The organism is Nocardioides sp., from assembly GCF_047602075.1.
GTDB lineage: Bacteria > Actinomycetota > Actinomycetes > Propionibacteriales > Nocardioidaceae > Nocardioides.
Map to the genome: position 1 here is coordinate 562,218 of NZ_JASGIF010000001.1, position 26,138 is coordinate 588,355.

24 protein-coding genes and 2 pseudogenes are annotated in these 26,138 nt (G+C 68.3%); 23 read left to right on the plus strand and 3 right to left on the minus strand.

The features are described 5' to 3' along the window. Window positions 1-32 precede the first annotated feature (32 nt). The 14 genes and pseudogenes from QM714_RS02975 to QM714_RS03040 all read left to right on the plus strand — a co-directional run bounded on the left by QM714_RS02975 (window position 33) and on the right by QM714_RS03040 (window position 11,796). On the plus strand, window positions 33-281 hold the full coding sequence (locus QM714_RS02975) for a CopG family ribbon-helix-helix protein (protein ID WP_415097419.1): 249 nt from the start codon (window positions 33-35) through the stop codon (window positions 279-281). Next, window positions 278-619 (plus strand): type II toxin-antitoxin system PemK/MazF family toxin, encoded by a 342-nt coding sequence (locus QM714_RS02980; protein WP_415097422.1) that lies wholly within the window; start codon window positions 278-280, stop codon window positions 617-619. The genes QM714_RS02975 and QM714_RS02980 overlap by 4 nt, the downstream gene beginning before the upstream one ends. Window positions 620-721: 102 nt before the next feature. Continuing rightward, on the plus strand, window positions 722-793 hold the full coding sequence (locus QM714_RS02985; protein ID WP_415100953.1) for a SipW-dependent-type signal peptide-containing protein: 72 nt from the start codon (window positions 722-724) through the stop codon (window positions 791-793). Between the two features lie 196 nt (window positions 794-989). Further along, a pseudogene (locus QM714_RS02990) lies at window positions 990-1,073 on the plus strand (SipW-dependent-type signal peptide-containing protein); the annotation flags it as partial. A 484-nt stretch (window positions 1,074-1,557) separates the two neighbouring features. Further along, window positions 1,558-2,181, plus strand: coding sequence for a pyridoxal 5'-phosphate synthase glutaminase subunit PdxT (gene pdxT / locus QM714_RS02995; protein ID WP_415100954.1), 624 nt, complete (start codon window positions 1,558-1,560; stop codon window positions 2,179-2,181). A 72-nt stretch (window positions 2,182-2,253) separates the two neighbouring features. Next, window positions 2,254-3,018, plus strand: coding sequence for a YebC/PmpR family DNA-binding transcriptional regulator (locus QM714_RS03000; RefSeq protein WP_415097424.1), 765 nt, complete (start codon window positions 2,254-2,256; stop codon window positions 3,016-3,018). A gap of 98 nt (window positions 3,019-3,116) precedes the next feature. Continuing rightward, entirely contained in the window at window positions 3,117-3,653 is a 537-nt protein-coding gene (gene ruvC, locus QM714_RS03005) for a crossover junction endodeoxyribonuclease RuvC (protein ID WP_415097426.1), read from the plus strand. Continuing rightward, window positions 3,650-4,252, plus strand: coding sequence for a Holliday junction branch migration protein RuvA (ruvA, locus tag QM714_RS03010; protein ID WP_415097428.1), 603 nt, complete (start codon window positions 3,650-3,652; stop codon window positions 4,250-4,252). The genes ruvC and ruvA overlap by 4 nt, the downstream gene beginning before the upstream one ends. A gap of 2 nt (window positions 4,253-4,254) precedes the next feature. After that, window positions 4,255-5,334, plus strand: coding sequence for a Holliday junction branch migration DNA helicase RuvB (ruvB, locus tag QM714_RS03015; RefSeq protein WP_415097430.1), 1,080 nt, complete (start codon window positions 4,255-4,257; stop codon window positions 5,332-5,334). Window positions 5,335-5,419: 85 nt separating this feature from the next. Beyond that, on the plus strand, window positions 5,420-5,785 hold the full coding sequence (yajC, locus tag QM714_RS03020) for a preprotein translocase subunit YajC (RefSeq protein ID WP_415097432.1): 366 nt from the start codon (window positions 5,420-5,422) through the stop codon (window positions 5,783-5,785). A 1-nt stretch (window position 5,786) separates the two neighbouring features. Continuing rightward, entirely contained in the window at window positions 5,787-7,565 is a 1,779-nt protein-coding gene (secD, locus tag QM714_RS03025) for a protein translocase subunit SecD (protein WP_415097434.1), read from the plus strand. Further along, window positions 7,565-8,797, plus strand: coding sequence for a protein translocase subunit SecF (gene secF / locus QM714_RS03030; protein ID WP_415097436.1), 1,233 nt, complete (start codon window positions 7,565-7,567; stop codon window positions 8,795-8,797). The genes secD and secF overlap by 1 nt, the downstream gene beginning before the upstream one ends. Next, window positions 8,794-9,357: an adenine phosphoribosyltransferase gene (locus QM714_RS03035; protein WP_415097438.1), complete on the plus strand. Its 564-nt coding sequence runs from the start codon at window positions 8,794-8,796 to the stop codon at window positions 9,355-9,357. The genes secF and QM714_RS03035 overlap by 4 nt, the downstream gene beginning before the upstream one ends. 138 nt (window positions 9,358-9,495) lie before the next feature. Then, window positions 9,496-11,796 carry a RelA/SpoT family protein gene (locus QM714_RS03040; RefSeq protein WP_415097440.1) on the plus strand — a complete coding sequence of 767 codons (2,301 nt, stop codon included), beginning with the start codon at window positions 9,496-9,498 and terminating at the stop codon, window positions 11,794-11,796. 13 nt (window positions 11,797-11,809) lie between these two features. Here QM714_RS03040 and QM714_RS03045 read toward each other — a convergent pair whose 3' ends face one another. After that, window positions 11,810-13,039, minus strand: a complete 1,230-nt coding sequence (locus tag QM714_RS03045) for a DUF349 domain-containing protein (protein WP_415097442.1) — start codon at window positions 13,037-13,039, stop codon at window positions 11,810-11,812. A gap of 166 nt (window positions 13,040-13,205) precedes the next feature. Between QM714_RS03045 and QM714_RS03050 the strand changes: the two genes are divergently transcribed. From QM714_RS03050 to QM714_RS03090, 9 genes and pseudogenes are all read left to right on the plus strand, one after another. Then, window positions 13,206-13,925 (plus strand): MBL fold metallo-hydrolase, encoded by a 720-nt coding sequence (locus QM714_RS03050; RefSeq protein WP_415097444.1) that lies wholly within the window; start codon window positions 13,206-13,208, stop codon window positions 13,923-13,925. Between the two features lie 7 nt (window positions 13,926-13,932). Beyond that, window positions 13,933-15,336: a histidine--tRNA ligase gene (hisS, locus tag QM714_RS03055; RefSeq protein ID WP_415097446.1), complete on the plus strand. Its 1,404-nt coding sequence runs from the start codon at window positions 13,933-13,935 to the stop codon at window positions 15,334-15,336. Next, window positions 15,333-17,120 (plus strand): aspartate--tRNA ligase, encoded by a 1,788-nt coding sequence (aspS, locus tag QM714_RS03060; RefSeq protein ID WP_415097448.1) that lies wholly within the window; start codon window positions 15,333-15,335, stop codon window positions 17,118-17,120. The genes hisS and aspS overlap by 4 nt, the downstream gene beginning before the upstream one ends. Window positions 17,121-17,277: 157 nt before the next feature. Next, window positions 17,278-18,288 carry an ABC transporter permease gene (locus QM714_RS03065; RefSeq protein ID WP_415097450.1) on the plus strand — a complete coding sequence of 337 codons (1,011 nt, stop codon included), beginning with the start codon at window positions 17,278-17,280 and terminating at the stop codon, window positions 18,286-18,288. 59 nt (window positions 18,289-18,347) lie between these two features. Further along, window positions 18,348-20,144 carry an ABC transporter substrate-binding protein gene (locus tag QM714_RS03070; RefSeq protein WP_415097452.1) on the plus strand — a complete coding sequence of 599 codons (1,797 nt, stop codon included), beginning with the start codon at window positions 18,348-18,350 and terminating at the stop codon, window positions 20,142-20,144. A 111-nt stretch (window positions 20,145-20,255) separates the two neighbouring features. Beyond that, window positions 20,256-21,257 (plus strand): ABC transporter permease, encoded by a 1,002-nt coding sequence (locus tag QM714_RS03075; protein ID WP_415097454.1) that lies wholly within the window; start codon window positions 20,256-20,258, stop codon window positions 21,255-21,257. Then, a pseudogene (locus QM714_RS03080) lies at window positions 21,254-21,484 on the plus strand (ATP-binding cassette domain-containing protein); the annotation flags it as partial. The gene QM714_RS03075 and the pseudogene QM714_RS03080, both read left to right, overlap by 4 nt. A 106-nt stretch (window positions 21,485-21,590) precedes the next feature. Next, window positions 21,591-22,367, plus strand: a complete 777-nt coding sequence (locus QM714_RS03085; protein ID WP_415097456.1) for an ABC transporter ATP-binding protein — start codon at window positions 21,591-21,593, stop codon at window positions 22,365-22,367. 146 nt (window positions 22,368-22,513) lie between these two features. Beyond that, the gene (locus tag QM714_RS03090) at window positions 22,514-23,683 is read left to right on the plus strand and encodes an ABC transporter ATP-binding protein (protein ID WP_415100955.1); all 1,170 of its coding nucleotides are present in this window, start codon (window positions 22,514-22,516) and stop codon (window positions 23,681-23,683) included. A 120-nt stretch (window positions 23,684-23,803) separates the two neighbouring features. Here QM714_RS03090 and QM714_RS03095 read toward each other — a convergent pair whose 3' ends face one another. Both QM714_RS03095 and QM714_RS03100 read right to left on the minus strand, forming a co-directional pair. Then, on the minus strand, window positions 23,804-25,222 hold the full coding sequence (locus QM714_RS03095; RefSeq protein ID WP_415097458.1) for an FtsX-like permease family protein: 1,419 nt from the start codon (window positions 25,220-25,222) through the stop codon (window positions 23,804-23,806). Next, window positions 25,219-26,013, minus strand: coding sequence for an ABC transporter ATP-binding protein (locus QM714_RS03100; protein ID WP_415097460.1), 795 nt, complete (start codon window positions 26,011-26,013; stop codon window positions 25,219-25,221). The genes QM714_RS03095 and QM714_RS03100 overlap by 4 nt, the downstream gene beginning before the upstream one ends. Window positions 26,014-26,138: the final 125 nt, after the last annotated feature.

The following is a 26,138-nucleotide window of genomic DNA, read 5'->3' on the forward strand; positions in this document are numbered from 1 at the left end:
TCCTCAGGTATGAAAAGTCATACCATGGGGTTATGAGGACGGCCATCAGCCTTCCGGATCACGCCGCAGAGCGGTTCGACCGCATCGCACAGCGGCATGGGATGACGCGCTCGGAGTTCTACCGGCGCGCCGCCGAGCAGTACGCAGACGAGTTGGCCGATGCGGACCTGACGGCGCAGATCAACGATGCGATCGACGCGGTCGGGCAGCCCGGCGAGGAGCTCGCCGATCTGCGGCACACCGCAAACGCCCGCTTGGCTGAGATGTCGGACGAGTGGTGATCAGACGCGGGGAGGTGTGCTGGGTTGACTTCGGTGAACCCAAAGGCAGCGCTCCCGGCAAGCGGCGCCCGGCCGTCATCATGCAGTCCGACCGCTACAACTCGTCGCGAATCTCCACGGCAGTCGTTCTGCCGTTCACCTCCAACACCTCGTTCGCACGACACCCGGGCAACGTGTTCGTTCCAGCGCAGGCATCCGGCTTGCCAAAGGACTCGGTCGTCAACGTCTCACAGCCGATGACCGTCGACCGGTCCGACCTCGACGACACTGGCGTGGAGCTGCCTGACAGCCTGATGGACGCCATCGATGCGGGTCTGCGACGCGTCCTGGACCTGTGACCTTCCGCGGGGTTTCGCATCACGGGTTGGAGAGAACGCCGTTCTACTTTTCGTACGACCGGTTTGCTCGACCGACACCGCTCTACGAAATGGAACCCCGTCATGAAGAAGTCCTCCCAGGGCACGCTGGCCTACTGGTCCGACGCCACGAACGTGAACGGCGGGTCGGTGTAGACCGACACCCTCGCTCTGAGCGATGCGGTCTGCGACGCCGGCTGGGTGTACGCCGCCGGCCACGCCGGAGCCGGCCACTCTGTAGCGTTGATCGTGCCGGGTGACGTTCTGCAGAAGCAGTGCCGCTTCGACATCGAGGCCACTGGCGACAACCTGAGCGGAACATCGCCGAGGCCGGGTCCGCGTCCTGCTGAGCATCGGCATGATCCTCGGCCTGGCCCAGGTGGGCACGATGGCCGCCTGGACCGACGATGCCACCGTCGCAACCGGACCGTTCACCACGGGCACCCTGGATCTGACAGTCGGTGCGGGCAGCGCCAACCAGTTGTCCGGCCAGGGTGGCACCTGGACTCACGCCAACCTGACGCTGACCGCCACGTCGCCGGGCGAGAGCGTGGCCAGCCAGCTCGTGGTCAGCAACGGCGGCTCGGTGCCGTTGCGCTTCAACGGGACCCTGGTGTCCTCCAACAACGACCTGTACAACGCCAAGCACGCCGGGGCTGCAGGTCACCGTCGCCGAGGGCGGCTCAGGCCGCAGCGAACCGGGCCGGCACCTGCGGTGGGACCACGACGGCGACCTCGCTCACCAACTACAACGCCAGCACCACGGCCGCCAACGTCCACTCCGCGCTTCAGCAGCTCACACCGGGCGCGACCAAGAGGCCCCTACTGGCGGGACCTCCAAGACCTACTGCGTGCGAGTGGCGTTGGCGAGCACGTCCCCCACCAGCATGCAGGGCAAGTCCGCCGTGCTGACCTTCTCGATGCTCGGCAACTACAGTGGCGCGGTGGCCATCACTATCGGCGTGCTCGCCGTGCAGGGCGACGTGCGAGAGCACTTGCGGACCCTCGGCTCTTTGGGCGCCGACGTCCTCGCCGTACGCCGACCGACCGAGCTGGCCGTCTGCGACGCACTGGTCCTGCCGGGCGGCGAGTCCACCACGATGTGGAAGCTCGCGCGCTCCTTCGACCTGCTCGAGCCGCTCCGCGACCGGGTCAAGACCGGCATGCCCACCTTCGGCACCTGCGCCGGGATGATCATGCTTGCCGACCGGATCGCCGACGGCGTCGAGGGCCAGGAGACCATCGGCGGGCTGGACATCACCGTGCGCCGCAACGCCTTCGGGCGACAGGTGGACTCCTTCGAGACCGACCTCCAGGTGCGTGGGGTCGAGGGATCGGTGCACGCGGTCTTCATCCGGGCTCCCTGGGTCGAGGAGGCCGGCCCGGAGGTCGAGGTGCTCGCCCGGATCGACGAGGGCCCGGCGTCCGGCCACGCGGTCGCCGTACGTCAGGGCGCCGTGCTCGCCACGTCGTTCCACCCCGAAGTCGGCGAGGACGGTCGGTTGCACCAGATGTTCGTGGACATGGCGACCGGCCGGCGCTGATCGAACAGGCCCACACTCGGTAGCATCGTCGGCGATCCAACGACAAGACACGGCACAGAAGAGGGACGCGGGATGTCTGGCCACTCGAAATGGGCGACCACCAAGCACAAGAAGGCTGTGGTCGACGCCCGCCGGGGCAAGCTGTTCGCCAAGCTGATCAAGAACATCGAGGTCGCCGCGAAGATGGGCGGCGGTGACCCGACCGGCAACCCGACGCTCTACGACGCCATCCAGAAGGCCAAGAAGTCCTCGGTGCCCAACGACAACATCGACCGGGCCGTCAAGCGAGGCTCCGGTGCCGAGGCCGGCGGCGCCGAGTATCAGACGATCATGTACGAAGGCTATGGCCCCTCCGGCGTCGCGATGCTGATCGAGTGTCTCACCGACAATCGCAACCGGGCGGCGATGGAGGTCCGGACCGCGATGACGCGCAACGGCGGCTCCCTGGCAGATCCCGGCTCCGTCTCCTTCCTGTTCAACCGCAAGGGCGTGGTGATCGTGCCCACGGAGCAGGAGGGTCGGACAGTCACCGAGGACGACGTCCTCAAGGCCGCCCTCGACGCCGGTGCGGATGACGTCACCGATCTCGGGGCCTCCATCGAGGTGGTCTCCGAGGCCAGTGACCTGGTCGCCGTCCGATCGGCGCTGCAGGGGGCCGGCCTGGACTACGACTCGGCCGAGGCGGAGTTCGTGCCGGACATGGAGGTCGCGCTCGACAAGGAGGGTGCGACCAAGTTCACCCGCCTGGTGGACGCCCTGGAGGACTGCGACGACGTGCAGAACGTCTTCAGCAACGCCGACATCCCCGACGAGGTGCTCGCCGAGCTCGACGCCTGATCGACCGGCCTCGGGCGTGTCGGCAGGAGGCCGTCGGCGGGGCGGGCTAGCGTGTCGTGCGAACAGGTGTTCGGACGAGAGTCGCGGAGGAGGCTCGCATGCGCGTGCTCGGGATCGATCCCGGCCTGACCCGGTGCGGGCTCGGAGTCGTCGACGGTGACGTCGGGCGACCACTCACGCTGGTGGATGTCAACGTGCTGCGCACCTCGGCCGATCAGCCGGTGGCGACCCGTTTGGTCACCATCGAGCGCGGCATCGATGCTTGGCTGGACGAGTTCTCTCCCGACGCTGTTGCGGTCGAGCGCGTCTTCGCCCGGTCGGACTCGAGCACGATCATGGGCACCGCGCAGGCCAGCGGCATCGCCATGGTCGCCGCGGCCCGGCGTGGACTGCCGCTGGCCACCCACACCCCGAGTGAGGTGAAGGCCGCGGTCTCGGGCAGCGGCCGGGCCGGCAAGGCTCAGGTCGGTGCCATGGTGGCGCGCATCCTCCGGCTGGACGCCCCACCGAAGCCGGCCGATGCCGCCGACGCGCTGGCGTTGGCGATCACCCACATCTGGCGCGGTGGTGCGCAGGCGCGCCTGGATCAAGCGGTCGCCCGTCAACGGCAGGTGCTCGCCGGGAGGACGTCGTGATCGCTTTCGTGAGCGGACGGGTCGCCGCAGTGACCCTGTCCAGCGCGGTCGTCGAGGTCGGGGGAGTCGGGCTGGAGCTGCAGTGCACGCCAGGCACTCTCGCGACCCTGCGTGGCGGCCAGCAGGTGACGCTGCCCACCTCGATGGTGGTGCGGGAGGACTCGCTGACCCTGTTCGGCTTCCTAGACGACGACGAGAAGACCCTGTTCGAGCTCGTCCAGACCGCCTCGGGCGTCGGGCCGAAGCTCGCGCAGTCGATGCTCGCGGTGCTGCCCCCCGACGACCTGCGGCAGGCGGTCGCGGCCGAGGACGTCAAGACCCTGACCCGAGTGCCCGGCATCGGCCAAAAGGGCGCTCAGCGGATCATCTTGGAACTCAAGGACCGGATCGGACCCCCCAGCGGCGGCTCCTTCGCCGGCGGTGCGGCGCCGAGTGTGGCCGGCGGCTGGCGAGACCAGGTCCAGCAGGGGTTGGTCGGTCTCGGCTGGTCGGCCAAGGACGCCGACCGCGCGGTTGATGCGGTGGCCGACCAAGCCGGTGAGCCGGCCGATGTCGGTGCACTCCTCCGGGCCGCTCTGCGCACCTTGAGCAAGGCGTGAGCATGGATGACGCAGACTTCCTCACCGCCGCGGAGGAGGAGCACCTCGCCTCGCTGACCGCAGCCGAGGCCGACGGTGACGAGCGCACCATCGAGGCAGCGCTGCGCCCCCGCAGCCTGGACGAGGTGGTGGGCCAGGGCAGGGTGCGCGCGCAACTGGGCCTGGTGCTGGAAGCCGCCCGCCAGCGCGGACGCGCCCCCGACCATGTGCTGTTGTCGGGGCCGCCCGGTCTCGGCAAGACCACCTTGGCCATGATCATCGCCCACGAGATGACGGTGCCGTTGCGACTCACCAGCGGCCCGGCAATCACCCACGCGGGCGACCTGGCCGCCATCTTGTCGGGGATGAACGACGGCGATGTCCTCTTCGTGGACGAGATCCATCGGATGTCGCGGCCGGCCGAAGAGATGCTCTACATGGCGATGGAGGACTTCCGCGTCGACGTCGTTATCGGCAAGGGGCCGGGTGCCACCGCGATCCCGCTCGAGATCCCGCCCTTCACCCTGGTCGGCGCGACGACGCGCGCGGGTCTGCTTCCAGGGCCGTTGCGCGATCGGTTCGGGTTCACCGCCCGGCTCGAGTTCTACGACGCCGGTGAGCTCGACGAGATCGTGCACCGCTCCGCCCACCTGCTCGGGGTCGAGCTGACGTCCGAGGGCGCCGCCGAGATCGCGTCGCGATCGCGGGGCACTCCTCGCATCGCCAATCGACTGCTGCGGCGGGTCCGCGACTTCGCCCAGGTGCGCGCCGACGGCGTGGTGACCCTCCCGGTCGCGCGAGAGGCTCTCGAGCTCTACGAAGTCGACGAGTCCGGCCTCGATCGGCTGGACCGCGCGGTGCTGGAGGTGCTCTGCGAGCGCTTCGGTGGCGGCCCAGTCGGTGTGTCCACCCTCGCCGTGGCTGTCGGTGAGGAGCGGGAGACCGTGGAAGAGGTCGCCGAGCCGTTCCTGGTCCGGTGCGGGTTCCTAGCCCGGACTCCCCGCGGCCGGATCGCCACACCGGCGGCGTGGACGCACCTCGGGCTGCGTGTCCCACCGGAGGCCGGCCCCCAGGCGACAGATCCGGGCCTGTTCGACGAGTAGGCGCCACGCGGCGGTCCGTCGCTTCGCGGTTCTCGGGGTGGGCCGGTTAGACTTCGGCGTTCCCGCGTTCGTCGAGAGGTTTGGTGTGAAGGGGCTCGCCCAACTGCTGCCGTTGGTGTTGATCCTGGCGGTGTTCTGGCTGCTGCTGATCAGGCCTGCCCAGCGGCGCAACCGTGACCTGGCCACGCTGCAACGCAGCGTAGGTGTCGGGGATCGGGTGATGCTCAGCTCCGGGTTCTACGGCACGGTCCGTGCCATCGACGACGACCTCGTGCGCATCGAGCTGGCCGACGGCGTCGTCGCCGAGGTGGCCCGCGCCGCCATCCACCGAGTGGTGGACCCCGCCGACGAGCCTGCATTCGACGAGCCTGCATTCGACGAGCCCGTTGCCGACGAGCCGGTTGTCGAGGAGAGCTCGGACGAGGGCACGAGCAGCGCCGAGGACCGCTGACGTGGCGAAGCGACGCAACTCACCAGGTCGCACCCTGGTCATCTTCTTCATGACCCTGGCCGTGCTCTTCGGTCTGGTCGCGCTGACCGGCACCTGGAAGCCGGCGCTCGGCCTCGACCTGCGCGGCGGCACCCGGATCCAGATGAAGGCCAAGGGCAACCCGTCGGCAGCCTCCTTGAAGGAAGCGGCCGCCATCATCGACGCCCGGGTGAACGGCTCCGGTGTGGCCGAGGCGGAGGTCACCACCGACAGCAACGGCTACGTGACCGTGGAGATCCCGGGCCAGAACCAGGCCAGCCTGGCGAACCTGGTGCAGAGCCAGGCCCAGCTGCGGTTCCGGTTGGTGGCCCGGACGGGGACCTCGAGCTCCACCGGCAACGAGACCAGTTCGCCGGGATCGGGTGTGCTGCTGCCGACCAAGACTCCCGACGCTTCGGGCGCGAGTGAGTCCGCATCGAAGTCACCAGGCAAGTCGAAGTCATCTGACAAGTCGGGATCCGGCAAGGGTCGGGCGGCGTACGCCACCGACAAGAAGAACAAGGACAAGGACGGCGCCTCGGACTCGGCCTCACCGTCGCAGGACGCCTCACCTTCCGATGACGTCTCCGCATCGGACGGTGCGTCACCGTCGGACAGCGCGTCGGCGGACACCGGGGACGACAGCGGCGAGGAGGCAACCGGCCGGGTGGCCGCCGAGCTGGCCTGGGTGGACAACCCGGATGCCGACTCGGTGAAGAAGTTCAACGACTTCTCCTGCCCCGAGCCAGGCAAGAACCGCAAGCGGGTCGACGACGACCCCGACCAGCGGCTGGTCACCTGCGACACCGCCAACACCACGACCTACCTGTTGTCGAAGGCGCTCATCGAGGGCACCGAGCTGAAGACGGCCGCGGCCAACCCGCCCGACCAACAGCACTCCGGTTGGTTTGTCACGCTCTCCTTCGACAAGAGCGCCACCAAGCGGTTCGGCCAGATCACCACGGCTCTCTACAACAACGGCAATCAGTTCGCCGTCGTGCTCGACGGCGTCGTGATCGAGTCGGCCGGGGTCACCCAAGGACCGATCCTGGGTGGCAGCGCCGAGATCACCGGCAACTTCAGCGAGGAGAGCGCCAAGTCGCTGGCGACCAGCCTGAAGTACGGCGCGCTGCCGATCTCCTTCGGTGAGCCGCTCATCGAGACGGTCGGCCCGTCCCTCGCGGGCAACCAGCTCTCGGGCGGGATCATGGCCGGCCTGCTCGGCCTGTTCCTGGTGATGCTCTACTGCCTTGTCTACTACCGCGGCCTCGGCCTGGTCGTCATCGCCTCGCTGTTCGTCGCGGCTGCGTGGACCTATGCGCTGGTCCTGCTGCTCGCCAAGACTGCCGGCTTCACGCTCACCCTGCCCGGCATCGCCGGATTGATCGTGGCTGTCGGCATCACTGCCGACTCCTTCATCGTCTACTTCGAGCGCATCCGAGACGAGATGCGCGACGGCAAGTCGATGCGCGTCGCCGTCGAGTCTGGCTGGAAGCGGGCGCGGAACACCTGTCTGGCAGCCGACGCCGTCTCGCTGCTGGCGGCGGTGGTGCTGTACATCTTCGCGGCGGGTGTGGTGAAGGGCTTCGCGTTCGCGCTCGGCCTCTCGACGCTCATCGACGTGTTGGTGTTCTTCTACTTCACCCATCCGCTGGTGTCCTACTGCGCCCGATTCCCCTTCTTCAACAAGGGACATCGGCTGTCCGGTCTCGACGCCGGCGCGCTGGGCGTCGACCGCCTGCCGGCAGGAGGGACCGCCTGATGGGCAAGTTCTCCCGCCTCGGCAACGAGCTCTACAACGGGCACCGCTCGGTCGACTTCGTCGGCCGGCGCTGGCTCTGGTATGCCATCTCGGCCGTCATCATCGTCGCGGCGATTGCGGGACTGCAGGTCCGCGGGCTCCACTTGGGCATCGAATTCGAGGGCGGCTCGGAGTATCGCGTCGCCCTCCCGTCGGGCGAGGCGACTCAACAGGTCGCCGACACCTTGAACGAAGCGGTCGCAGGCACCGGCATCCCCGGCACCGAGACCCCGGTGGTCACCACGGCGGGGACCAGCAGCGTGCTGATCCAAGTGCAGTCCTTGTCGCCCGGTGACAGCGCCAAGGTCGTCGACGCGATCGTGGACGCCACCGGTGTCGACGCCGACAAGGACATCTCCCAGTCCGACATCGGACCGAGCTGGGGCCGTGAGGTCGCCCAGCGGTCCCTGATCGGACTCATCGTCTTCCTGGTCTTGGTGGTGCTCTTCATCTGGGCCTACTTCCGAGAATGGAAGATGTCGGTCGCGGCGATCGTGGCGCTGCTGCACGACATGGTGATCACCGTCGGCGTCTATGCCTGGTCGGGCTTCGAGGTGACGCCGGCGACGGTCACCGGCTTCCTTACCATCTTGGGCTTCTCGCTCTACGACACCGTCGTGGTCTTCGACAAAGTGCGGGAGAACACCAAGAACCTCCGCCGCACCCGACAGACCTACGCCGAGGCCGCCAACCTCGCCGTCAACCAGACTCTGGTGCGCTCGATCAACACCTCGATCGTCGCGCTGATCCCCGTGGGCGCAATCTTGTACGTCGGTGTCGCGCAGCTAGGCTCCGGCTCCCTGAAGGACCTGGCCCTGGCGCTCTTCGTCGGCATGGCCGCCGGCGCCTACTCCTCGATCTTCATCGCGACGCCGTTGCTCGCGCACATGAAGTCGAGCGAGAAGGAGGTCCGGGCCTCCGATCGGCGAGCGCGGGCCCGCCAGAAGCACGACGCCGACCGCTACGCCAACGTGCCCGCCTTCGCCGAGGACATGCCGGTCTTCGACGAGCCCTCGGCCACGGAGGCAGCTGCAGAGTCGTCACCGGCAGCGGCCGAGCCGGTCGCCCGGCGAGAGCCACCGACGGGGCGCGGCCGGGTCGCCCCGCAGCAGCACGGCGAGGTCAAGCAGAGTGGGTCCGCGGGTCGGGCCCAGCCCACCCGACAGTCCCGCTCACAGCGGGGCAAGAGATGACCGACCCCGGGGCCTACCTAGTTGCCCGGGCGCACGAGGCGATGGAGCGCCTGGTCGTCGAAGTGCCCGACTTTCCCGAGCCCGGTGTGCTGTTCCGTGACATCACCCCACTGTTGGCCGACCACGGTGGCTTCACCACCGTGATGGAGGCACTGGCCACCGCCGGCCGCGACGACTCCGGCGCCGTACAGGTGGACAAGGTGGTCGGGATGGAGTCGCGCGGCTTCATCCTGGGCGCCCCGGTCGCCTTGGCTCTCGGCGTGGGCTTCGTGCCCGTCCGCAAGCAGGGAAAGCTGCCGCGCGAGACCTATGCCGTCACCTACGACCTGGAGTACGGCCAGGCGACGCTGGAGATCCACCGCGACGCCATCGAGCCGGGCGACCGGGTGCTGCTCGTCGACGACGTGCTCGCCACCGGCGGCACCGTCGCAGCCACTCTCGAGCTGGTGCGCCGTTGTGGTGGCGTGGCCGTCGGCATCGCCATCTTGATGGAGCTGGCCGCCCTCAACGGCCGCTCGGCGGCCGGCGAGGTGCCCCTCACCGTCCTCACCACCCTCTGACCGTCAGGTCTGCCGCGGTCTTCTGGCGTCTGCCGCGGTCTTGTCGTGGCAAAGTTGCCTGTGGACCGGGCCCGAGCCCACCACAGCACCGCGGCAGACGGGGCGAGTCCGGGCGAAGGGCACAACTACACTGGGGCGATGGCCGAGGAGAAGGTGCCGCCGCCGGTGCGTGAGCGCGTGCTGGAGCCTGTCCTCGCGCCCCGCGGCATCCGCAGCCGGATCGCGAGGATCGGCACCAAGGCACAGGTAGGGAACCCCGTCCTCGAGCCGCTCTTCAACGCAGTCCGCACCAACCATCCGAAGGCCGATCTGGCCTTGCTGGGGCGGGCCTACCTGGTCGCGGAGAAGTACCACACCGGCCAGACCCGCAAGAGCGGCGAGCCCTACATCACCCACCCGCTGGCCGTGACCACCATCTTGGCCGACATCGGCATGACCGAGCCGACGCTCGTGGCCGCCTTGTTGCACGACACGGTCGAGGACACGCCGTACACCCTCGCGCAGCTGCGTGACGACTTTGGCGAGGAGGTCGCGGCGCTGGTCGACGGCGTCACCAAGCTCGACAAGGTGAAGTACGGCGACACCGCCGAAGCGGAGACCATCCGCAAGATGATCGTGGCGATGTCGCGCGACATCCGGGTGCTGGTGATCAAGCTCGCCGACCGACTGCACAACATGCGGACCCTGCGCTACGTCAAACGGGAGAGCCAAGAGCGCACCGCCAAGCAGACCCTCGACATCTACGCACCGCTGGCCCACCGCCTGGGCATGAACACCATCAAGTGGGAGCTGGAGGACCTCGCCTTTGCGACCCTGCACCCCAAGATCTACGACGAGATCGTGCGGCTGGTGGCCGAGCGCTCGCCGTCGCGTGACCAGTTCCTGACCGAGGTCATCGCTCAGGTCGAGCAGGACCTCAAGGACACCAAGATCAAGGCGACCGTGACCGGTCGACCCAAGCACTACTACTCGATCTACCAGAAGATGATCGTCGGCGGCCGGGACTTCTCCGACATCCACGACCTGGTGGGTGTGCGGATCCTGGTCGAGGCCGAACGCGACTGCTATGCCGTGCTCGGCATGCTCCACGCCCGGTGGAACCCGGTCCTCGGGCGCTTCAAGGACTACATCGCGCTCCCGAAGTTCAACATGTACCAATCCCTGCACACCACGGTGATCGGGCCGCAGGGCAAGCCGGTGGAGCTGCAGATCCGGACCTATGCGATGCACCGACGCGCGGAGTACGGCGTCGCCGCACACTGGAAGTACAAGGAAGACGCGCGCAGCGGCGTCGACACCGACCGCTCCGCGAACCTCGACGACATGGCCTGGATGCGGCAGCTTGTCGACTGGCAGAACGAGGTCGAGGACCCGGGCGAGTTCTTGGAGTCGCTCAGGTTCGAGATGAACCGGGCCGAGGTCTACGTCTTCACCCCACGGGGTGACGTGATCGCACTGCCCACCGGCGCCACTCCCGTCGACTTCGCCTACGCCGTGCACACGGAGGTCGGCCACCACACCATCGGTGCTCGCGTCAACGGTCGGTTGGTGCCGCTGGAGTCGCATCTGGACAACGGTGACGTGGTCGAGGTCTTCACCTCCAAGAACCCCGCAGCCGGGCCGTCGCGTGACTGGCTCACTTTCGTCAAGTCCTCCAGGGCGCGCTCGAAGATCCGGCACTGGTTCACCAAGGAGCGCCGCGAAGAGGCGATCGAGCGCGGCAAGGAGCAGATCCTCAAGCTCATGCGCAAAGAGGGGATGGCCCTCAAGCGGGTGATGACGCACGAGTCGATGACTCAGGCGGCCGTGCACTTCAACCTGACCGACGTGTCAGCCCTCTATGCCGCCGTCGGCGAGGGCACCCTGTCCGCGCAGGCCGTCGTGCGTCGCGTGATCGACCTGCACGGTGGCGACGACGGCGCAGCGGAGGACCTCGCCGAGGGCGTCACCATCACCGGCCGCCGCGGACGCGGGAAGGCCGCCCCTGGTGGAGATGCGGGCGTCATCGTCAAGGGCGGTGCGGACGTCTGGATCAAGCTCGCGAAGTGCTGTACGCCTGTCCCCGGCGACCCGATCCTGGGCTTCGTCACCAAGAACGGCGGAGTGTCGGTGCACCGCAAGGACTGCACCAACGCCGCCGATCTGGAGGCTCGCTCGGAACGGCTCATCGAGGTGGAGTGGGCACCGACCTCGCAGTCCACCTTCCTGGTCAACATCCAGGTCGAGGCGCTGGACCGAGCCCGCCTGCTCTCCGACATCACCATGGCGCTCTCCGACGCGCACGTGAACATCCTCAGCGCCTCGCTCACCACGACCCGCGACCGGGTCGCCAAGAGCAGGTTCACCTTCGAGATGGCCGACGCCAAGCACCTCGACACCGTGTTGAAGGCGGTCCGCGCGGTGCCCAACGTCTTCGACGTCTACCGGGTGACGCAGTAGGCCGACCGACAGGTCAGCCGGAGAACTCGTCGGAGGCGCGGCGGGCGGCGGCGAGGAATGCCTGCCGGCTGGCGAGATCCTCCTCGAGGCGCTGCACCTTCCGCTCGTCGCCGGCGGCGCGGGCCGCCTCCAGATCGGCCTCGACCTTGGCGATGGCGGCTTCCAGCTTGGCGACCATGTCGTCGGCGCGGCGAGACTTCTCGGGGTCGGAGCGCCGCCAGCGCTCCTCGTCGACGGCTCGGATGGCCTGCTCCACTCGGCGCAGGCGGCCCTCGAGCTCCTTCATCCGATCACGGGGGACCTTGCCGACCGCGTCCCAACGGTCGGCGAGGTCGCGAATGGCGCGCTTGGCGGCGTCGAGGTCGGTGACCGGCACCAGCGCCTCGGCCTCGGTCAGCAGGGCTTCCTTGACCTCGGCGTTGGCGGCATACTCCTCGTCGAGCTTGGCGTTCGCAGCGTCGCGCGCGCCGAAGAAGGCGTCCTGAGCGGCCCGAAACCGCCGCCAGAGGGTCTCGTCGACCTCGCGCGGGGCCGGCCCCGCCGCCTTCCACTCGCGCATCAGGTCGCGGAAGACACCGGAAGTGGGCCCCCAATCGGTGGAGCCCGCGAGCCCCTCGGCCTGGGTCGCCAGGCGCTCCTTGACAACCTGGGCTCCGGCGCGCTGCTCGGCCTGTTCGGCGAAGTGGCTCTTGCGCCGTCGGGTGTAGGTGGTGCGAGCGCTCGAGAAGCGCCGCCAGAGCGCGTCGTCGGTGGCCCGATCGAGCCGGGGGAGCGCCTTCCAGGTGTCCAGCAAGTCCCGCAGCCGGTTGGCGCCGTTGCGCCAGTCGTTGCTCTGCGCCAGCCGCTCGGCCTCGCCGACGATCCGCTCCTTCTCGGCGCGGGACTCGGCGGCGCGCGCTGCCCGCTCGGCCTGCCGCGCCGAGCGCTGCTCCTCGATCGCGGGTGCGAGCGCGTCCAGCCGCGCCACCAGACTGGCGAGATCGCCGACGGCGTTGGCCTCGCCGACCTGGGTCCGCACCCGGGTGACGGACTCGGTGGCCTCGTCGGGGCTGAGCATTCCGGCATTGATCCGCTGCTCGAGCAAACCGACCTCGAACTCGAGGGCGTCGAAGCGGTCGGTGAAGAACTTCAGTGCCTCCTCGGGCGTCCCGACGGGGTACTGACCGACCGCGCGCTCACCCTCCTCGGTGCGCACGAAGACCGTCCCATCGTCGGCGACCCGGCCCCACTCATGGCTCGTCACGTCAGTCCTCATTCGGCTGGTCGGGGCGCGGCTGCCCCGGGCGCACCGCACATGGTAGTGGCAAGCCGCCCCGCCGACCTCGGGTTGACCCGAGGGTGGCCGAGCCTAGTGTCCGAGGTCACCCGGCGCTTCGAGAGTTGTGAGGGCGGCCGGATAGGCTGCCCGGGTGCTGATCGCCGGCTTCCCCGCAGGTCCCTGGGCCGCGAACTGCTATGTCGTAGCGACCGGACCGGGACAGGAGTGCCTGGTCATCGATCCGGGCAAGGACGCCGCTCCTGGTGTGGCCGAGGTGGTCGCCGAGCACCACCTCAAACCGGTCGCGGTGCTGCTCACCCATGGCCACGTGGACCACATCTGGTCGGTGACGCCGGTGGCCGGGACCTACGACGCGACCGCCTGGATCCACCCCGATGACCGGCACCTGCTCACCGACCCGTTGGCGGGGCTCTCGTCGGAGTCGGGACGGATGCTGCTCGGGGGCGACTACACCTGGGCCGAGCCCGACGACGTGCGTGAGCTTGGTGACGGGCAACGCTTGGAGCTGGCTGGTCTCGAGGTGGTCGTCGACCACACCCCCGGCCACACCGAAGGCTCGGTGACCTTCAACACGCCGTACGACGACCCGAGTGGGCCGCCGATCTCCGCGGTGATGTTCTCGGGTGATCTGCTCTTCGCGGGCTCGATCGGCCGCACCGATCTGCCCGGCGGCGACCACGCCGCGATGCTGTGCAGCTTGCGCGAGAAGGTGCTCACGCAGCGCGACGACGTGGTCGTGTTGCCGGGGCACGGAGACCAGACGTCCATCGGTCGCGAGCGTGCGACCAATCCCTATCTGCTCGACCTGCTCGCCCAGGAGCCGACGGGTCGAGCCACGCGAGGCCTGTGATCACCAGATGAGCAAGATCAGCCCGCTGAGCGGGTTTCCAGAGCTGCTGCCCGACCAGCGGGTGGTGGAGCGTGCCGTGACGGGCTCGCTTGCCGAGACTTTCGAGCTGCACGGCTTCGCCAACATCGAGACGCGCGCCGTGGAGCCCCTCGATCGACTGGCCAAGGGCGGCGAGATCGACAAGGAGATCTACCTCCTGCGTCGCGCACAGGGCGAGGCCGACGACGCCAGCTCGGACCGGACGCTCGGCCTGCACTTCGACCTGACGGTGCCGTTCGCGCGCTATGTGGTCGAGCACGCAGGCCATCTGGAGTTTCCCTTCCGCCGGTTCCAGATCCAGCCGGTCTGGCGTGGGGAGCGGCCGCAGGAGGGTCGCTACCGTCAGTTCACCCAGGCCGACATCGACATCGTCGGCCGCGACGAGCTGCCCTTCCACCATGACGTGGAGGTGGTCCGGGTCATGGTCGAGGCGCTCGGCCGGCTGCCGGTCCCGGCCCTGTCCTTCCAGGTCAACAACCGCAAGCTGATCCAGGGGTTCTACCGTGGCCTGGGCATTCCCGACGTCACGGCGGCGATCAGGGCGATCGACAAGCTGGACAAGCAGCCCGCGGAAGCCGTCGCCGAGCTGTTGGTCGAGCAGGCGGGCGCCAGTGTCGAGCAGGCACAGGTGTGTCTGGAGCTGGCATCCATCCGCGCCAGTGACGCCTCGTTCGCCGATCGGGTCCGAGCGCTCGGCGTCACCGACGACCTCCTCGACGAGGGCCTGACAGAGCTCGCTGCGGTGCTCGAAGGCTGCGTCGACGTGGTCGACGACCACGTCACGGTGGAGGCCAATCTGCGGATCGCGCGCGGCCTCGACTACTACACCGGGACGGTGCTGGAGATCTTCATGGCCGGCTACGAGCGCCTCAAGTCGGTCGGCGGCGGAGGTCGGTACGACGCCTTGGCCAGCGACGGCCGCACCACCTATCCGGGAGTCGGGGTCTCCTTCGGAGTCTCGCGGACGCTGATCCCGCTGCTGTCGGACGGGGTGCTTGCCGGGAGCCGCCCGGTGCCGTCCGCCGTGCTCGTCGCGCTGACCGACGAGCAGTCACGACCAGGCAGCATCGCCGTCGCGACCCTGCTGCGGGCCAGAGGCATCCCGTGCGAGGTGGCCGCGAGCCCGCAGAAGTTCGGTCGCCAGATCCGCTACGCCGAGCGCCGCGGCATCCCGTTCGTCTGGTTCTCCCAGCCCGACGGGTCTCACCAGGTCAAGGACATCCGCAGCGGCGAGCAGGTCGCGGCGGACCCGGACTCGTGGACGCCGCCGGCCGAGGACCTGCATGCCCGAGCGGTGGTCGCGACCAGCTCGACCGACGACACACAGACAGACACACAGACCGACACCCGGACAAAGGAGCAACTCTCGTGATGCGGACGCACGACGCCGGGGCACTGCGCGCCGAGAACGCCGGACAGACGGTGACCCTGGCTGGCTGGGTGGCTCGGCGTCGAGACCACGGCGGCGTGGCGTTCCTGGACCTGCGTGAGGCCAGCGGCATCGTCCAGGTCGTGGTCCGAGACGAGAGCGTTGCCCACCAGCTGCGCAACGAGTTCTGCCTCCAGGTCACCGGCGAGGTGGCGCTGCGTCCCGAGGGGAACGCCAACCCACAGCTCCCGTCCGGTGAGGTCGAGGTGATTGCCACCGACGTCGAGGTGCTCGGTCCGTCGGCACCGCTGCCGTTCCCGATCGACGAGACGGGCCACGAGGAGGGCTCGGTGGGGGAGGAAGCCCGGCTCAAGCACCGCTACCTCGACCTGCGTCGCAGCGGCCCGAACCACGCGCTCCGACTGCGCAGCAAGGTCAACAAGGCGGCCAGGGACGTCCTCGATGTGGACGGCTTCGTGGAGATCGAGACGCCGACGTTGACGCGATCCACGCCGGAGGGCGCGCGAGACTTCCTGGTCCCGGCGCGGCTACAGCCCGGCAGCTGGTATGCCCTGCCGCAGAGCCCGCAGCTGTTCAAGCAGCTGCTGATGGTGGCCGGGATGGAGCGCTACTACCAGATCGCGCGGTGCTACCGCGACGAAGACTTCCGAGCCGACCGGCAACCCGAGTTCACCCAGCTCGACATCGAGATGAGCTTCGTCGACCAGGACGACGTGATCGCGGTGGCCGAAGAGGTGCTGGCCGCCGTCTGGCGCCAGATCGGCTACGACGTGCCGCGACCGATCCCGCGGATGACCTATGCCGACGCGATGGCGCGCTTCGGCTCGGACAAGCCCGACCTGCGGATGGGGCTGGAGTTGACCGACTGCACGGCCTACTTCGCCGACACGCCTTTCCGTGTCTTCCAGGCGCCGTACGTCGGCGCCGTGGTGATGCCCGGTGGGGGAGACCAGCCGCGGCGTCAGTTCGATGCCTGGCAGGAGTGGGCCAAGCAACGTGGTGCGCGTGGTCTCGCCTATGTCACCTTCGGGGAGGACGGCGAGCTCGGCGGTCCGGTGGCAAAGAACCTCAGCGACGAGGAGCGAGCCGGACTGGCCGGGCTCGTCGGCGCCGAGCCCGGGGACTGCGCCTTCTTCGCCGCAGGCCCGGTCAAGTCGAGCAGGGCACTGCTCGGCGCCGCACGGCTCGAGATCGGCCGCCGCCTCGACCTCCTCGACGACGACGCATGGAGCTTCGTCTGGGTCGTCGACGCACCCCTGTTCGAGCCCGCCGACGAGGCGACGGCAGCGGGCGACGTCGCGGTGGGCTCGGGGGCCTGGACAGCCGTCCACCACGCCTTCACCTCGCCACAGGAGCTGATCTCCTTCGACACCGACCCGGGGTCGGCGCTGGCGTGGGCCTACGACATCGTCTGCAACGGCCACGAGATCGGTGGCGGCTCGATCCGTATCCACCGGCGCGACATCCAAGAGCGGGTGTTCGCGGTGATGGGGATCAGTGAGGCGGAGGCGAGGGAGAAGTTCGGCTTCCTGCTCGACGCGTTCGCCTACGGGGCACCGCCCCACGGGGGGATCGCGTTCGGTTGGGACCGCATTGTGGCGCTGTTGGCCCACACCGATTCGATCCGGGACGTGATCGCGTTCCCCAAGTCGGGTGGCGGCCTCGACCCGCTGACGGCGGCGCCCGCTCCGATCACGGCCCAGCAGCGGCGTGAAGCCGGCGTCGACGCGACTCCAGTGGCGGGATCGCCACTCGTGGAGTCTTGAGGCGCTCCAGACTTGCCCCTCCGCCCCAGGCGGCGGCCTGGCGGCGTCGAAATCGGATCGTAACCGAGCGGTAGTCGTGAAGTGGTGCCTCGTCGCATAGAGTCCTCACAGTTGACACTTGCTCGTGGTCCGTCGTCTTTGGCTGAAAGGTGGCTGCATGACCCTGCCGGTCGTGGAAGTTCTTTCGTCCGATGGTTCGCCGCCACCAGCGTCGGACGAGCCGACGAAGCGTTCGATCGCCGGGCGATCTCCGCTGCGGATCGCGTTCGACAGGCTGAAACGCGACCCGGTCGCGGTCGTCTGTTTCGTCGTCGTGTTGCTCTTCGTGCTGATTGCCATCTTTGCGGGGCCGCTATGCGCCTTGTTCGGCGTCTCCCCCGAGCCAGTGCTCGCGAGCACGCGCATCGACCTCGTCACCGGCCTGCCCAAGATCGGCCCGCCCAACCACGGGTTCGACCCCAACCACCCGTTCGGGGTGGCTCCGGCAACCGGGGTGGACAACCTGGCCGTCTGGATCTACGGCGCGCGAACCTCGCTCTACCTCGCGACCGTGGCGACGCTGCTGTCCACCTTCATCGGGGTCGGCCTCGGCCTGCTCGCCGGATTCCTCGGCGGCAAGGTGGACACGGTCATCTCCTTCGTCACCGACCTCTTTCTCACCTTCCCGTTCATCTTGGGTGCGCTGGCGGTGGCCCCGATTCTCGCGGATCGATTCGGCACCAACATCGACCTGTGGCAAGAGCTGACCTTCTATTCCCTGATCGGAATCTTGGTGTTCTTCGGCTGGATGGGGATGGCGCGTCTGATCCGCGGTGAGGTGCTGTCGCTGCGTGAGCGGGAGTTCGTCAAGGCCGCCCGGGTGATGGGTGTGCCCACGCACCGCATCTTGCTGCGCGAGATCCTGCCCAACCTGGTTGCGCCGATCGTGGTCTCCATCTCGCTCGGGCTACCCGCCTTCGTGGCTGCGGAGGCCGGCCTGTCCTACCTCGGCATCGGCGTGGTAGGCCGCGAGTCGTGGGGGCAGACCATCGACGCCGCGACGAAGTACTGGGAGACCTACCCGCTCTATCTTTGGCAGCCGGTGATCGGCATCACCGTGCTCGTCGTCGCGCTCAACCTGCTGGGCGACGCCATCCGCGACGCGCTCGACCCGAAGACCCGGCGCTGACCGGGCAGACAGACCTCAGCCGACCACGAATCGGCGGGACAACAAGAGAGGCAGAACAGATGAATCGCAAGAAAGGCGTAGGCATCCTCGCGGCGGCCGCGCTCTTCGCGCTCGCCGCCTGCGGAGGCGGAGGCGGGTCCGAGGAGGGCGAGAGCTCGGGAGGCTTCACCGAAGGCGCGAGCGGGGACAAGGCCAAGGATCCCACAGCAGAGGGGCCGGCCCCCGAGGTGGAGGGCGCCAAGACCGGGGGAGAGATCGATGTTCTGGTTCCCGACCCTGACTCTGGTCCCGACACACTCGATCCTGCCGCCCTGTGGTCAGTGACGGGCAACGGACTTGCGCAGAGCCTGCTGTTCCGCTCGCTCACCCAGTTCCGGCTCGACCCGGACACGGGCTCCTACGTGCTGGTGCCCGACCTGGCCACCGACCTGGGCACGCCGAACGACGACTTCACCGAGTGGAAGTTCACCATCAAGGACGGCATCAAGTGGGAGAACGGCGACCCCGTGACCGCTGAGGATGTCGCCTACGGCATGAAGCGCTCCTTCGACTCCGAGAACTTCGCGACCGGCCCCGGCACCTCGTACTCCAACCCCTACTTCAAGGGCGGCGCGAAGTACCAAGGCCCCTACAGCTCCGGTGACAAGTTCCCGGCGATCACCGTCGACGGCAACACGTTGACCCTGAAGATGTCCACCCCGTTCCCGGAGATGGACTACTACGGGATCTTCCCAGCGATGGGCCCGGTCCCGGTCAAGGGCGACACGGCACCACCCGACTACGGTCTGCACCCGTTGGCCACTGGTCCCTACAAGATCGACAAGTTCGTGCCGAACAAGTCGCTGACCCTGGTCAAGAACGACCAGTGGGACCCGGCCACCGACCCGGCTCGTCACCAGTACCCCGACAAGTACACCTTCAGCTTCGACACCGACCCGTCGGTCTCGGACAAGACGGTGCTCAGCACGGCCGGTGAGGGCGACAACACCATCGTGACCTCGATGCTGGCGCAGAGCTACACCAAGGCCCAGCAGGACGGCCTCAGCGACCGCACCCTGGTCGGCCCGCAGCCCTGCACCGGCTTCTCCTACCCGGTCTACGACAAGATCAAGGAGCTCGAGGTCCGGCAGGCGCTCGCGTTCGCCTATCCCTACGAGGACGCCTGGTCCGCGGCCGGCGAGCTCGTCGGCGTGACTCTGGCCAACGGTGTGACCGACCCGTCGCTGGGCTTCGGTGTGCTGCCTCCCGGCATGGCCGGCCGTCAGGTCTTCAACCCCAAGATCGAGGGCGAGACCATCCACTACGACCCAGACGTCGCCAAGAAGCTGTTGGCGAAGGCCGGTTACGAACCCGGTGAGTACGAAGTCTCGTGGGTCTACGACGCCAGCACCCCGGAGGGCAAGGCGGCTGCCGAGCAGGTGAAGTTGGCCTACGAGAAGTCGGGTTTCAAGGCGACCGCCTATCCCTACACCGGTGGCAGCCTCTACGACGTCTGGACCGACCCGGACAACCCGCTGCACAAGAAGATCAACATCCAGGGCGTGGCCTGGTGCCAGGACTGGCCGTCGGCCGCGACGTTCCTGCCAGTGCTGTTCGGCAAGGGCAGTGCTTACAACACCGGCGGCTTCGACGAGCCGAGTGTCGACAAGCGGATGGACGAGATCAAGACGCTGCCGCTCGACGAGCAGGCCGACGCCTGGGGCGATCTGGAGCAGGAGGTCATGACGGACTACCAGCCGGTGATCAACCGGGGCTACTACCAGGTGATCTTCGGCTTCGGTTCCAACATCGGTGGCTTCGCCAACGACACCTCCGTCGGTGGTGCCCCCAACTACCGCAACATCTTCGTGAAGTGACCGACAAGTCAGTTCACCTGATGCGGTAGGCCGCAACCACACCGCGCGCGGGTCGGGTGGGACACTGCGTCCCACCCGACCCGGCGTGCGGGATCGGCGGAAGGAGAGTTCGTGCTCGCGTATTTGATCAGGAGGATCCTGTCCGGGTTCCTCATCGTCGTGCTGGTCTCGATCGCGGTGTATGCACTCTTCTGGTACGGCCCCAAGAGTCCCGCCCTCGAGTTGTGTCGCCGAGACACCAACAACCGCTGCTCCCCGGAGAAGCTGGCGCAGTACGAAGAGCGACTGGGCTACGACAACCCGATCTACGTCGAGTACGCCAAATGGGCCAAGGGCATCTTCACCGGCCGGGAGATCATGATCGGCGCTCGACCCTACGACTGCGACGCCCCGTGCCTGGGACTGTCCTATCGTGACCGCACCCAGGTCACCGAGCAGCTCAAGGACCGGTTCCCGGTCACCCTGAGCCTCGCTGTGGGCGCGGCCGCGCTCTATCTCCTGGTCGGCGTTGCCGTCGGCGTCTGGTCGGCACGAAGACGCGGGACCTGGGTGGACAGATCGCTGGTGGCATCGACCCTGGTGTTCAGTTCGGTGCCCTACTATCTGGTCGCTCTCTTGTCGATGCTGTTGCTGACGATCAGCACCAACGTCTTCCCGAGAGTGGCCTATCACCCCTTCTTCGACAACCCCTTCAAGTGGTTCACCGGCCTGCTCCTGGTCTGGCTGGTGCTGGGCATCTACGGCTCCACGTCCTACACACGGTTTGCCCGTGGCTCGATGATCGAGGCACTGAGCGAGGACTACGTGCGCACGGCCAAGGCCAAGGGCCTACCGCCCCGGACCGTGACCATGCGCCATGCGCTGCGTGCGGCGCTGGTCCCGGTCGTGACGATCTTCGGCATCGACTTCGCGTTCCTCCTCGGCGGCACCGTCTTCACCGAGAAGATCTTCTCCCTGGAGGGGATCGGCAAGTGGGGCGTCGAGGCGACCTACATCAAGGACCTCCCGGTCGTGCAGGCCACCTCGTTGGTGCTGGCAGTCGCCGTGGTGCTCGCCAACATCGTGGTCGATATCGCCTACAGCTGGCTCGACCCCCGAGTGAGGCTGCAATGACAGACACCAACTCTGGTCCCGGCACTGCATCCGCCGGCGGGCACGGCGAGGCCGACGAGCCGTTCCTGGTGGTGGAGAACCTCACCGTGCGGTTCCCGACCGCGGACGGCCTGGTTCAGGCGGTCAACGACTTGAGCTACAGCGTCGAGTTGGGCAAGACGATCGGGATCGTCGGCGAGTCCGGCTCCGGCAAGTCCGTCTCCAGCATGGCCGTGTTGGGGCTGCACGACGCGAAGAGCAGCCGGATCACCGGGTCCATCCGCGTGGGCGGCGTGGAGGTCGTCGACCTCCCTGAGTCTCGGATGCGCAAGCTTCCGCGGCAACCAGGTGGCGATGATCTTCCAGGACGCGCTGGCCGCGCTGCACCCGTTCTACAAGGTGGGTGCCCAGCTCGCGGAGGCCTACCTGGTCCACCACCCCGAGGCCTCCAAGCGGGATGCCCGCAGGCGGGCGATCGAGATGCTCGACCGGGTCGGCATCCCGCACCCCGACCAGCGGGTCGACGACTTCCCGCACCAGTTCTCCGGCGGCATGCGCCAGCGCGCGATGATCGCGATGGGGCTGATCAACGACCCGTCGCTGCTGATCGCGGACGAGCCGACGACGGCCCTGGACGTCACCGTGCAGGCTCAGATCCTGGACCTGCTCAACGATCTGCAACGAGAGTTCAACTCCGCAGTGGTCATCATCACCCACGACCTGGGCGTGATCGCTGAGATGGCCGACCACGTGCTGGTGATGTACGGCGGTCGCGCCGTGGAGTACGGCGCGGTCAAGGACATCCTCACCCATCCGGAGATGCCTTACACCTGGGGACTGCTGTCGAGCGTGCCGGACGTCAGCTCCGACACCGATGCCCGGCTGATTCCGATCCCGGGGAACCCACCCAGCCTGCTCCTGCCGCCTCCGGGATGCCCGTTCCATCCGCGCTGCGCCCACGTGGAGAAGGTGCCGGCCAACCTGTGCGCCACCCAGCTCCCCGACCTCGAGGCGGCGCGCAACGGGGAAGGCCACCTCAAGCGCTGTCATCTGGCCGACCCCGAGACCATCTACCTGTCCGAGGTGCTGCCCGAGATCGCACCGGAGCTCATCGAGGAGGCGACGTCGTGAGCGATCCGAGCAGCGGCGGTCCCAGCCAGCCGGACCTCGAAGCGCTGACCGAGGTGGACTCGACGACGGATGCCGGCGACGAAGTGGAGGATGTCGCCGCGCACGAGGTCGGTCAGACCGTGGAGAGCTTCTCCGACATGGTCGAGATGAGCCACGCCGCCACCGAGCTCGATCCCACCGCCGAGCCGGTGCTGACCATCGACCAGCTCCGGATGCACTTCCCGGTGAAGTCCTCGGGCCTGCTTCGCCGCACGATCGGCTCCGTGCAGGCCGTCGACGGGGTTTCCTTCGAGGTGGCCCGCGCCGGCTCCCTCGGCCTGGTGGGCGAGTCTGGCTGCGGCAAGTCCACCACCGGCCAGGCGATCGTGCGGCTGCTGACGCCGACCGGCGGCTCGATCATGTTCGAGGGTCACGACCTGGCGAAGATCTCCAACCGGGAGATGAAACCGTTGCGTCGCGACGTGCAGATGATCTTCCAGGACCCCTACACCTCGTTGAACCCCCGCCACACGGTCGGCTCCATCGTCGGGTCGCCGCTGGCGGTGCACCACGTGGTCCCGAAGAAGCAGATCCTGTCGCGGGTGCAGGAGCTGCTCGAGGTGGTGGGGCTCAACCCCGAGCACTACAACCGCTACCCCAACGAGTTCTCCGGTGGGCAGCGACAACGCATCGGCATCGCCCGTGCACTGACCCTCAACCCGAAGCTCCTGGTCGCTGACGAGCCGGTCTCGGCGCTGGATGTGTCCATCCAGGCACAGGTGATCAACCTGCTGCAGGACCTCCAGCGAGAGTTCGACATCGCCTTCTTGTTCATCGCCCACGACCTCGCGGTGGTGCGCCACTTCTGCCCCGAGGTCGCGGTGATGTACCTCGGCAAGATCGTCGAGATCGGGGATCGGGAGAGCATCTACCAGCACGCCTACCACCCCTACACGCAAGCCCTGTTGAGCGCCGTCCCCGACGTGCGGCAGGCCGCGATCGGCGGGCGGCGGGAGCGGATCCGGCTGGAAGGCGACGTGCCCAGCCCGATCAATCCGCCCTCGGGCTGCCGCTTCCGGACGCGCTGCTCGCTCGCGCAGGAGATCTGCACGCGGGTGGAGCCGCCCCTACTCCAGGTGGGCGAGCGCCACAAGGTCGCCTGCCACTTCCCGGGCGAGGTCGGTCATCATCCGACCGTGCCCCCCACGGCCGAGCTGCTCGCCGTCGACGAGACGGGGAGTCCGATCGCTGGAGCGACTCCGACCGCACCGCCGTCGATCCCGGGGTATGCCGACACCTGGTTCGACCTCGACCACCACCAGATGGCTGGCAAGTAGCCCCACGGGCTGAGAACGCGCGTTCTGAATCTCTCGGGCATGAGACTGGTGGCGGCATATCGCCGCCACCAGTCGATCTCCCCCGTCGGTCCTTTGGGTGCCTCAGAGAGGCGGCGCCTCCTAGCTGGCCACCAGGCGGGCGAGCACTGGGGGTGCCGGGCGGCGCAGGGAGGGCAGGCTCGGCAGCAGCGCGGCCGCGACGGTGATGAGCCAGGTCAGGGCGAGCACCACGACCAGCGATTCGATCGGGAAGCCGAACGCGGTCCTCGCAAAGGCATGGCGCATGCCGACCATGAGCACGAGCGCAGGCACCGTGGCCATGATCAGCCCGAGCAGGGCGGCGGTCCCGACGACGACGGTGCCTTCCAGCGCCGGCAGCAGGTGCTGCTGGGCCGGTGTCGCACCGATCACGCCGCCCAGAGCCAACTCGGCGTCACGCTGTCGCGACATCATCACCAGATTCCCGACCGAGCCGGCGACCGCGACTGTCAGCGGCAGGCCGATGAGGGACATCAGGGAGGTGATCGAGGTGCCCTCGAGGTCCGTGAACCCGTTGAGGGCCATCGTGCGGGTCAGGGTGTCGGTCAGCATCATCATGCCGAAGACCAGCCCGACGGAGAACATCACCGGGACGACGGACTTGACCAGCCGATCGGCTCGGGCAGCCACGGTGTGCCGCGTCAGGTGCCAGGCCGGACCGGGGACCGGCAGCAGCCGGGTCCATAGCCGGGTGAGCGGCGCGGCGAGAGTCGGTGCCGCCACGGCCAGCCCTAGCCCGGCCACCGGCAGGGAGTAGAAGGCGACCTGCATGAGCGTGCTCTGTGCGTCCTCACCGATCTCCTCGGCCCGGTTGAGGAAGCCGACCACGGCGACCGCCACCACCGCCAGACAGAGAACGAGGAAGCCGATCCGCAGCGCGTGCCGCCAGGTCGACGTACGACGCTCTGGCGCACCCGACGCAGCGCGCAGACCCTCGACGGGCGGGATCTTGGTGGCCCGGATGCTCTGCCGCAGCCCACCCGCGACCGCCAAGACAACGCAGCACACGCTGGTCGCGAGGAGCGCGACGGGCGAGATGATCGGTGTCGGCGCCTGGTAGCCGCGGTCCTCGGCGATGGCGCGGAGCACCGGCGGCTGCAGCAAGACCGCGATCGCGTTGCCGATCAGGGAGCAGAGCGCAGTCACCACGACGAGCTGGACGGCGAGTGCTCGCACCACCTGTGCGGGAGCGGCGCCGGCCAGGAGCAACCGAGCGAACGCCGCCCGGCGCGAGGTGACCACCAGCCCCACCGAGGAGCCGATCACCGCCATCGCAACGCAGGACGTGATGACCAGGTTGAAGCCGGAGGAGACCAAGAACAACAGCCGCGGATCACCACCGTCGGAGTCGACGGCCAGCGTCGAGTCCGCGAGGGTCGAGGCCAGGCCGAGCGCGCAGAGGCCGACGGCGGCGCAGGTGGCGATGAAGGTCAGGCTGACCGCGAGCCACGCCGACCACGAGTCACGCAGGTCGGCGAGGGCGAGACGGGTGGCCGTCATGACCGCACCACCGAGTTGACCTCGGTGATCTCGGTCAGTGTCTCCGCGACGAGTTCGGCGCTGGGTGCAGCCAACTCGCGAACTAGGTAGCCGTCTCGGAGGAACAGCACGCGGTCGCAGCGGGCCGCCACCTGCGGGTCGTGAGTCACGGTGAGCACGCTCTGGCCGGGCTGATGGGCGATCTGTCGTAGCTCGCTGAGCACGACCTCACCACTCGCGGTGTCCAATGCCCCGGTGGGTTCGTCCGCGAAGAGGACCCTGGGCTGCTGAGCAAGCACGCGCGCGAGCGCCACGCGCTGCTGCTCCCCGCCGGACATCACCGCGGGGCGCGCGTTGCTCTGGGCAGCCAGCCCGACCGTGGCCAACGCGTTCTCGATCACCGACCTGTCCGGGCGCTCGCCACGAAGCCGCATCGGCAGCGCCACGTTCTCGAAGGCCGTCAGCGACGGCACCAGGTTGTAGGACTGGAACACGAAGCCGACCTCCGCGCGGCGCATCTTGGCCGAGGCGGCGCGAGACAGCTGATGGGTCGGCTTGCCGAGCAGGCGGACCTCGCCGGTGCTCGGCTGCTCCAGCCCGGCGAGGCAGTAGAGCAGCGTGGACTTGCCGGAGCCGGAGGGCCCCATGACCGCGCACATCTCACTCGTGCGCACCTCCAGCGAGACCCCGTGCAGGATCTCCAGGCTGCGGTTGCCGGCCTGGTAGGTCTTGGTCACGTCGGAAGCCGTCACCATCGATGACGGCTGCCGGTCCGCGTGGGTGTCTGGTTGCTGCAACGGAGTGGTCGTCATGTCGGGGACGCTACGGATCTGGCCGTGGCTCCGCGTCCTGCTGGGGTCATGAGATCGGACCCCGACCCATGACCCGAGTCATGACAGGCGCTGCCCAGGTCCGCCACGAGCCGAGACGGTGGATC

What these genes read in the sequence shown, in the direction of transcription:
- QM714_RS02975 (WP_415097419.1), top strand. Translation starts at nt 33, where the DNA reads ATGAGGACGGCCATCAGCCTTCCGGATCACGCCGCAGAGCGGTTCGAC.
- pdxT (WP_415100954.1), top strand. Translation starts at nt 1,558, where the DNA reads ATGCTCGGCAACTACAGTGGCGCGGTGGCCATCACTATCGGCGTGCTC.
- QM714_RS03000 (WP_415097424.1), top strand. Translation starts at nt 2,254, where the DNA reads ATGTCTGGCCACTCGAAATGGGCGACCACCAAGCACAAGAAGGCTGTG.
- ruvC (WP_415097426.1), top strand. Translation starts at nt 3,117, where the DNA reads ATGCGCGTGCTCGGGATCGATCCCGGCCTGACCCGGTGCGGGCTCGGA.
- ruvB (WP_415097430.1), top strand. Translation starts at nt 4,255, where the DNA reads ATGGATGACGCAGACTTCCTCACCGCCGCGGAGGAGGAGCACCTCGCC.
- secF (WP_415097436.1), top strand. Translation starts at nt 7,565, where the DNA reads ATGGGCAAGTTCTCCCGCCTCGGCAACGAGCTCTACAACGGGCACCGC.
- QM714_RS03035 (WP_415097438.1), top strand. Translation starts at nt 8,794, where the DNA reads ATGACCGACCCCGGGGCCTACCTAGTTGCCCGGGCGCACGAGGCGATG.
- QM714_RS03040 (WP_415097440.1), top strand. Translation starts at nt 9,496, where the DNA reads ATGGCCGAGGAGAAGGTGCCGCCGCCGGTGCGTGAGCGCGTGCTGGAG.
- hisS (WP_415097446.1), top strand. Translation starts at nt 13,933, where the DNA reads ATGAGCAAGATCAGCCCGCTGAGCGGGTTTCCAGAGCTGCTGCCCGAC.
- QM714_RS03065 (WP_415097450.1), top strand. Translation starts at nt 17,278, where the DNA reads ATGACCCTGCCGGTCGTGGAAGTTCTTTCGTCCGATGGTTCGCCGCCA.
- QM714_RS03070 (WP_415097452.1), top strand. Translation starts at nt 18,348, where the DNA reads ATGAATCGCAAGAAAGGCGTAGGCATCCTCGCGGCGGCCGCGCTCTTC.
- QM714_RS03085 (WP_415097456.1), top strand. Translation starts at nt 21,591, where the DNA reads ATGATCTTCCAGGACGCGCTGGCCGCGCTGCACCCGTTCTACAAGGTG.
- QM714_RS03090 (WP_415100955.1), top strand. Translation starts at nt 22,514, where the DNA reads ATGAGCCACGCCGCCACCGAGCTCGATCCCACCGCCGAGCCGGTGCTG.
- QM714_RS03095 (WP_415097458.1), bottom strand. Translation starts at nt 25,222, where the DNA reads ATGACGGCCACCCGTCTCGCCCTCGCCGACCTGCGTGACTCGTGGTCG.
- QM714_RS03100 (WP_415097460.1), bottom strand. Translation starts at nt 26,013, where the DNA reads ATGACGACCACTCCGTTGCAGCAACCAGACACCCACGCGGACCGGCAG.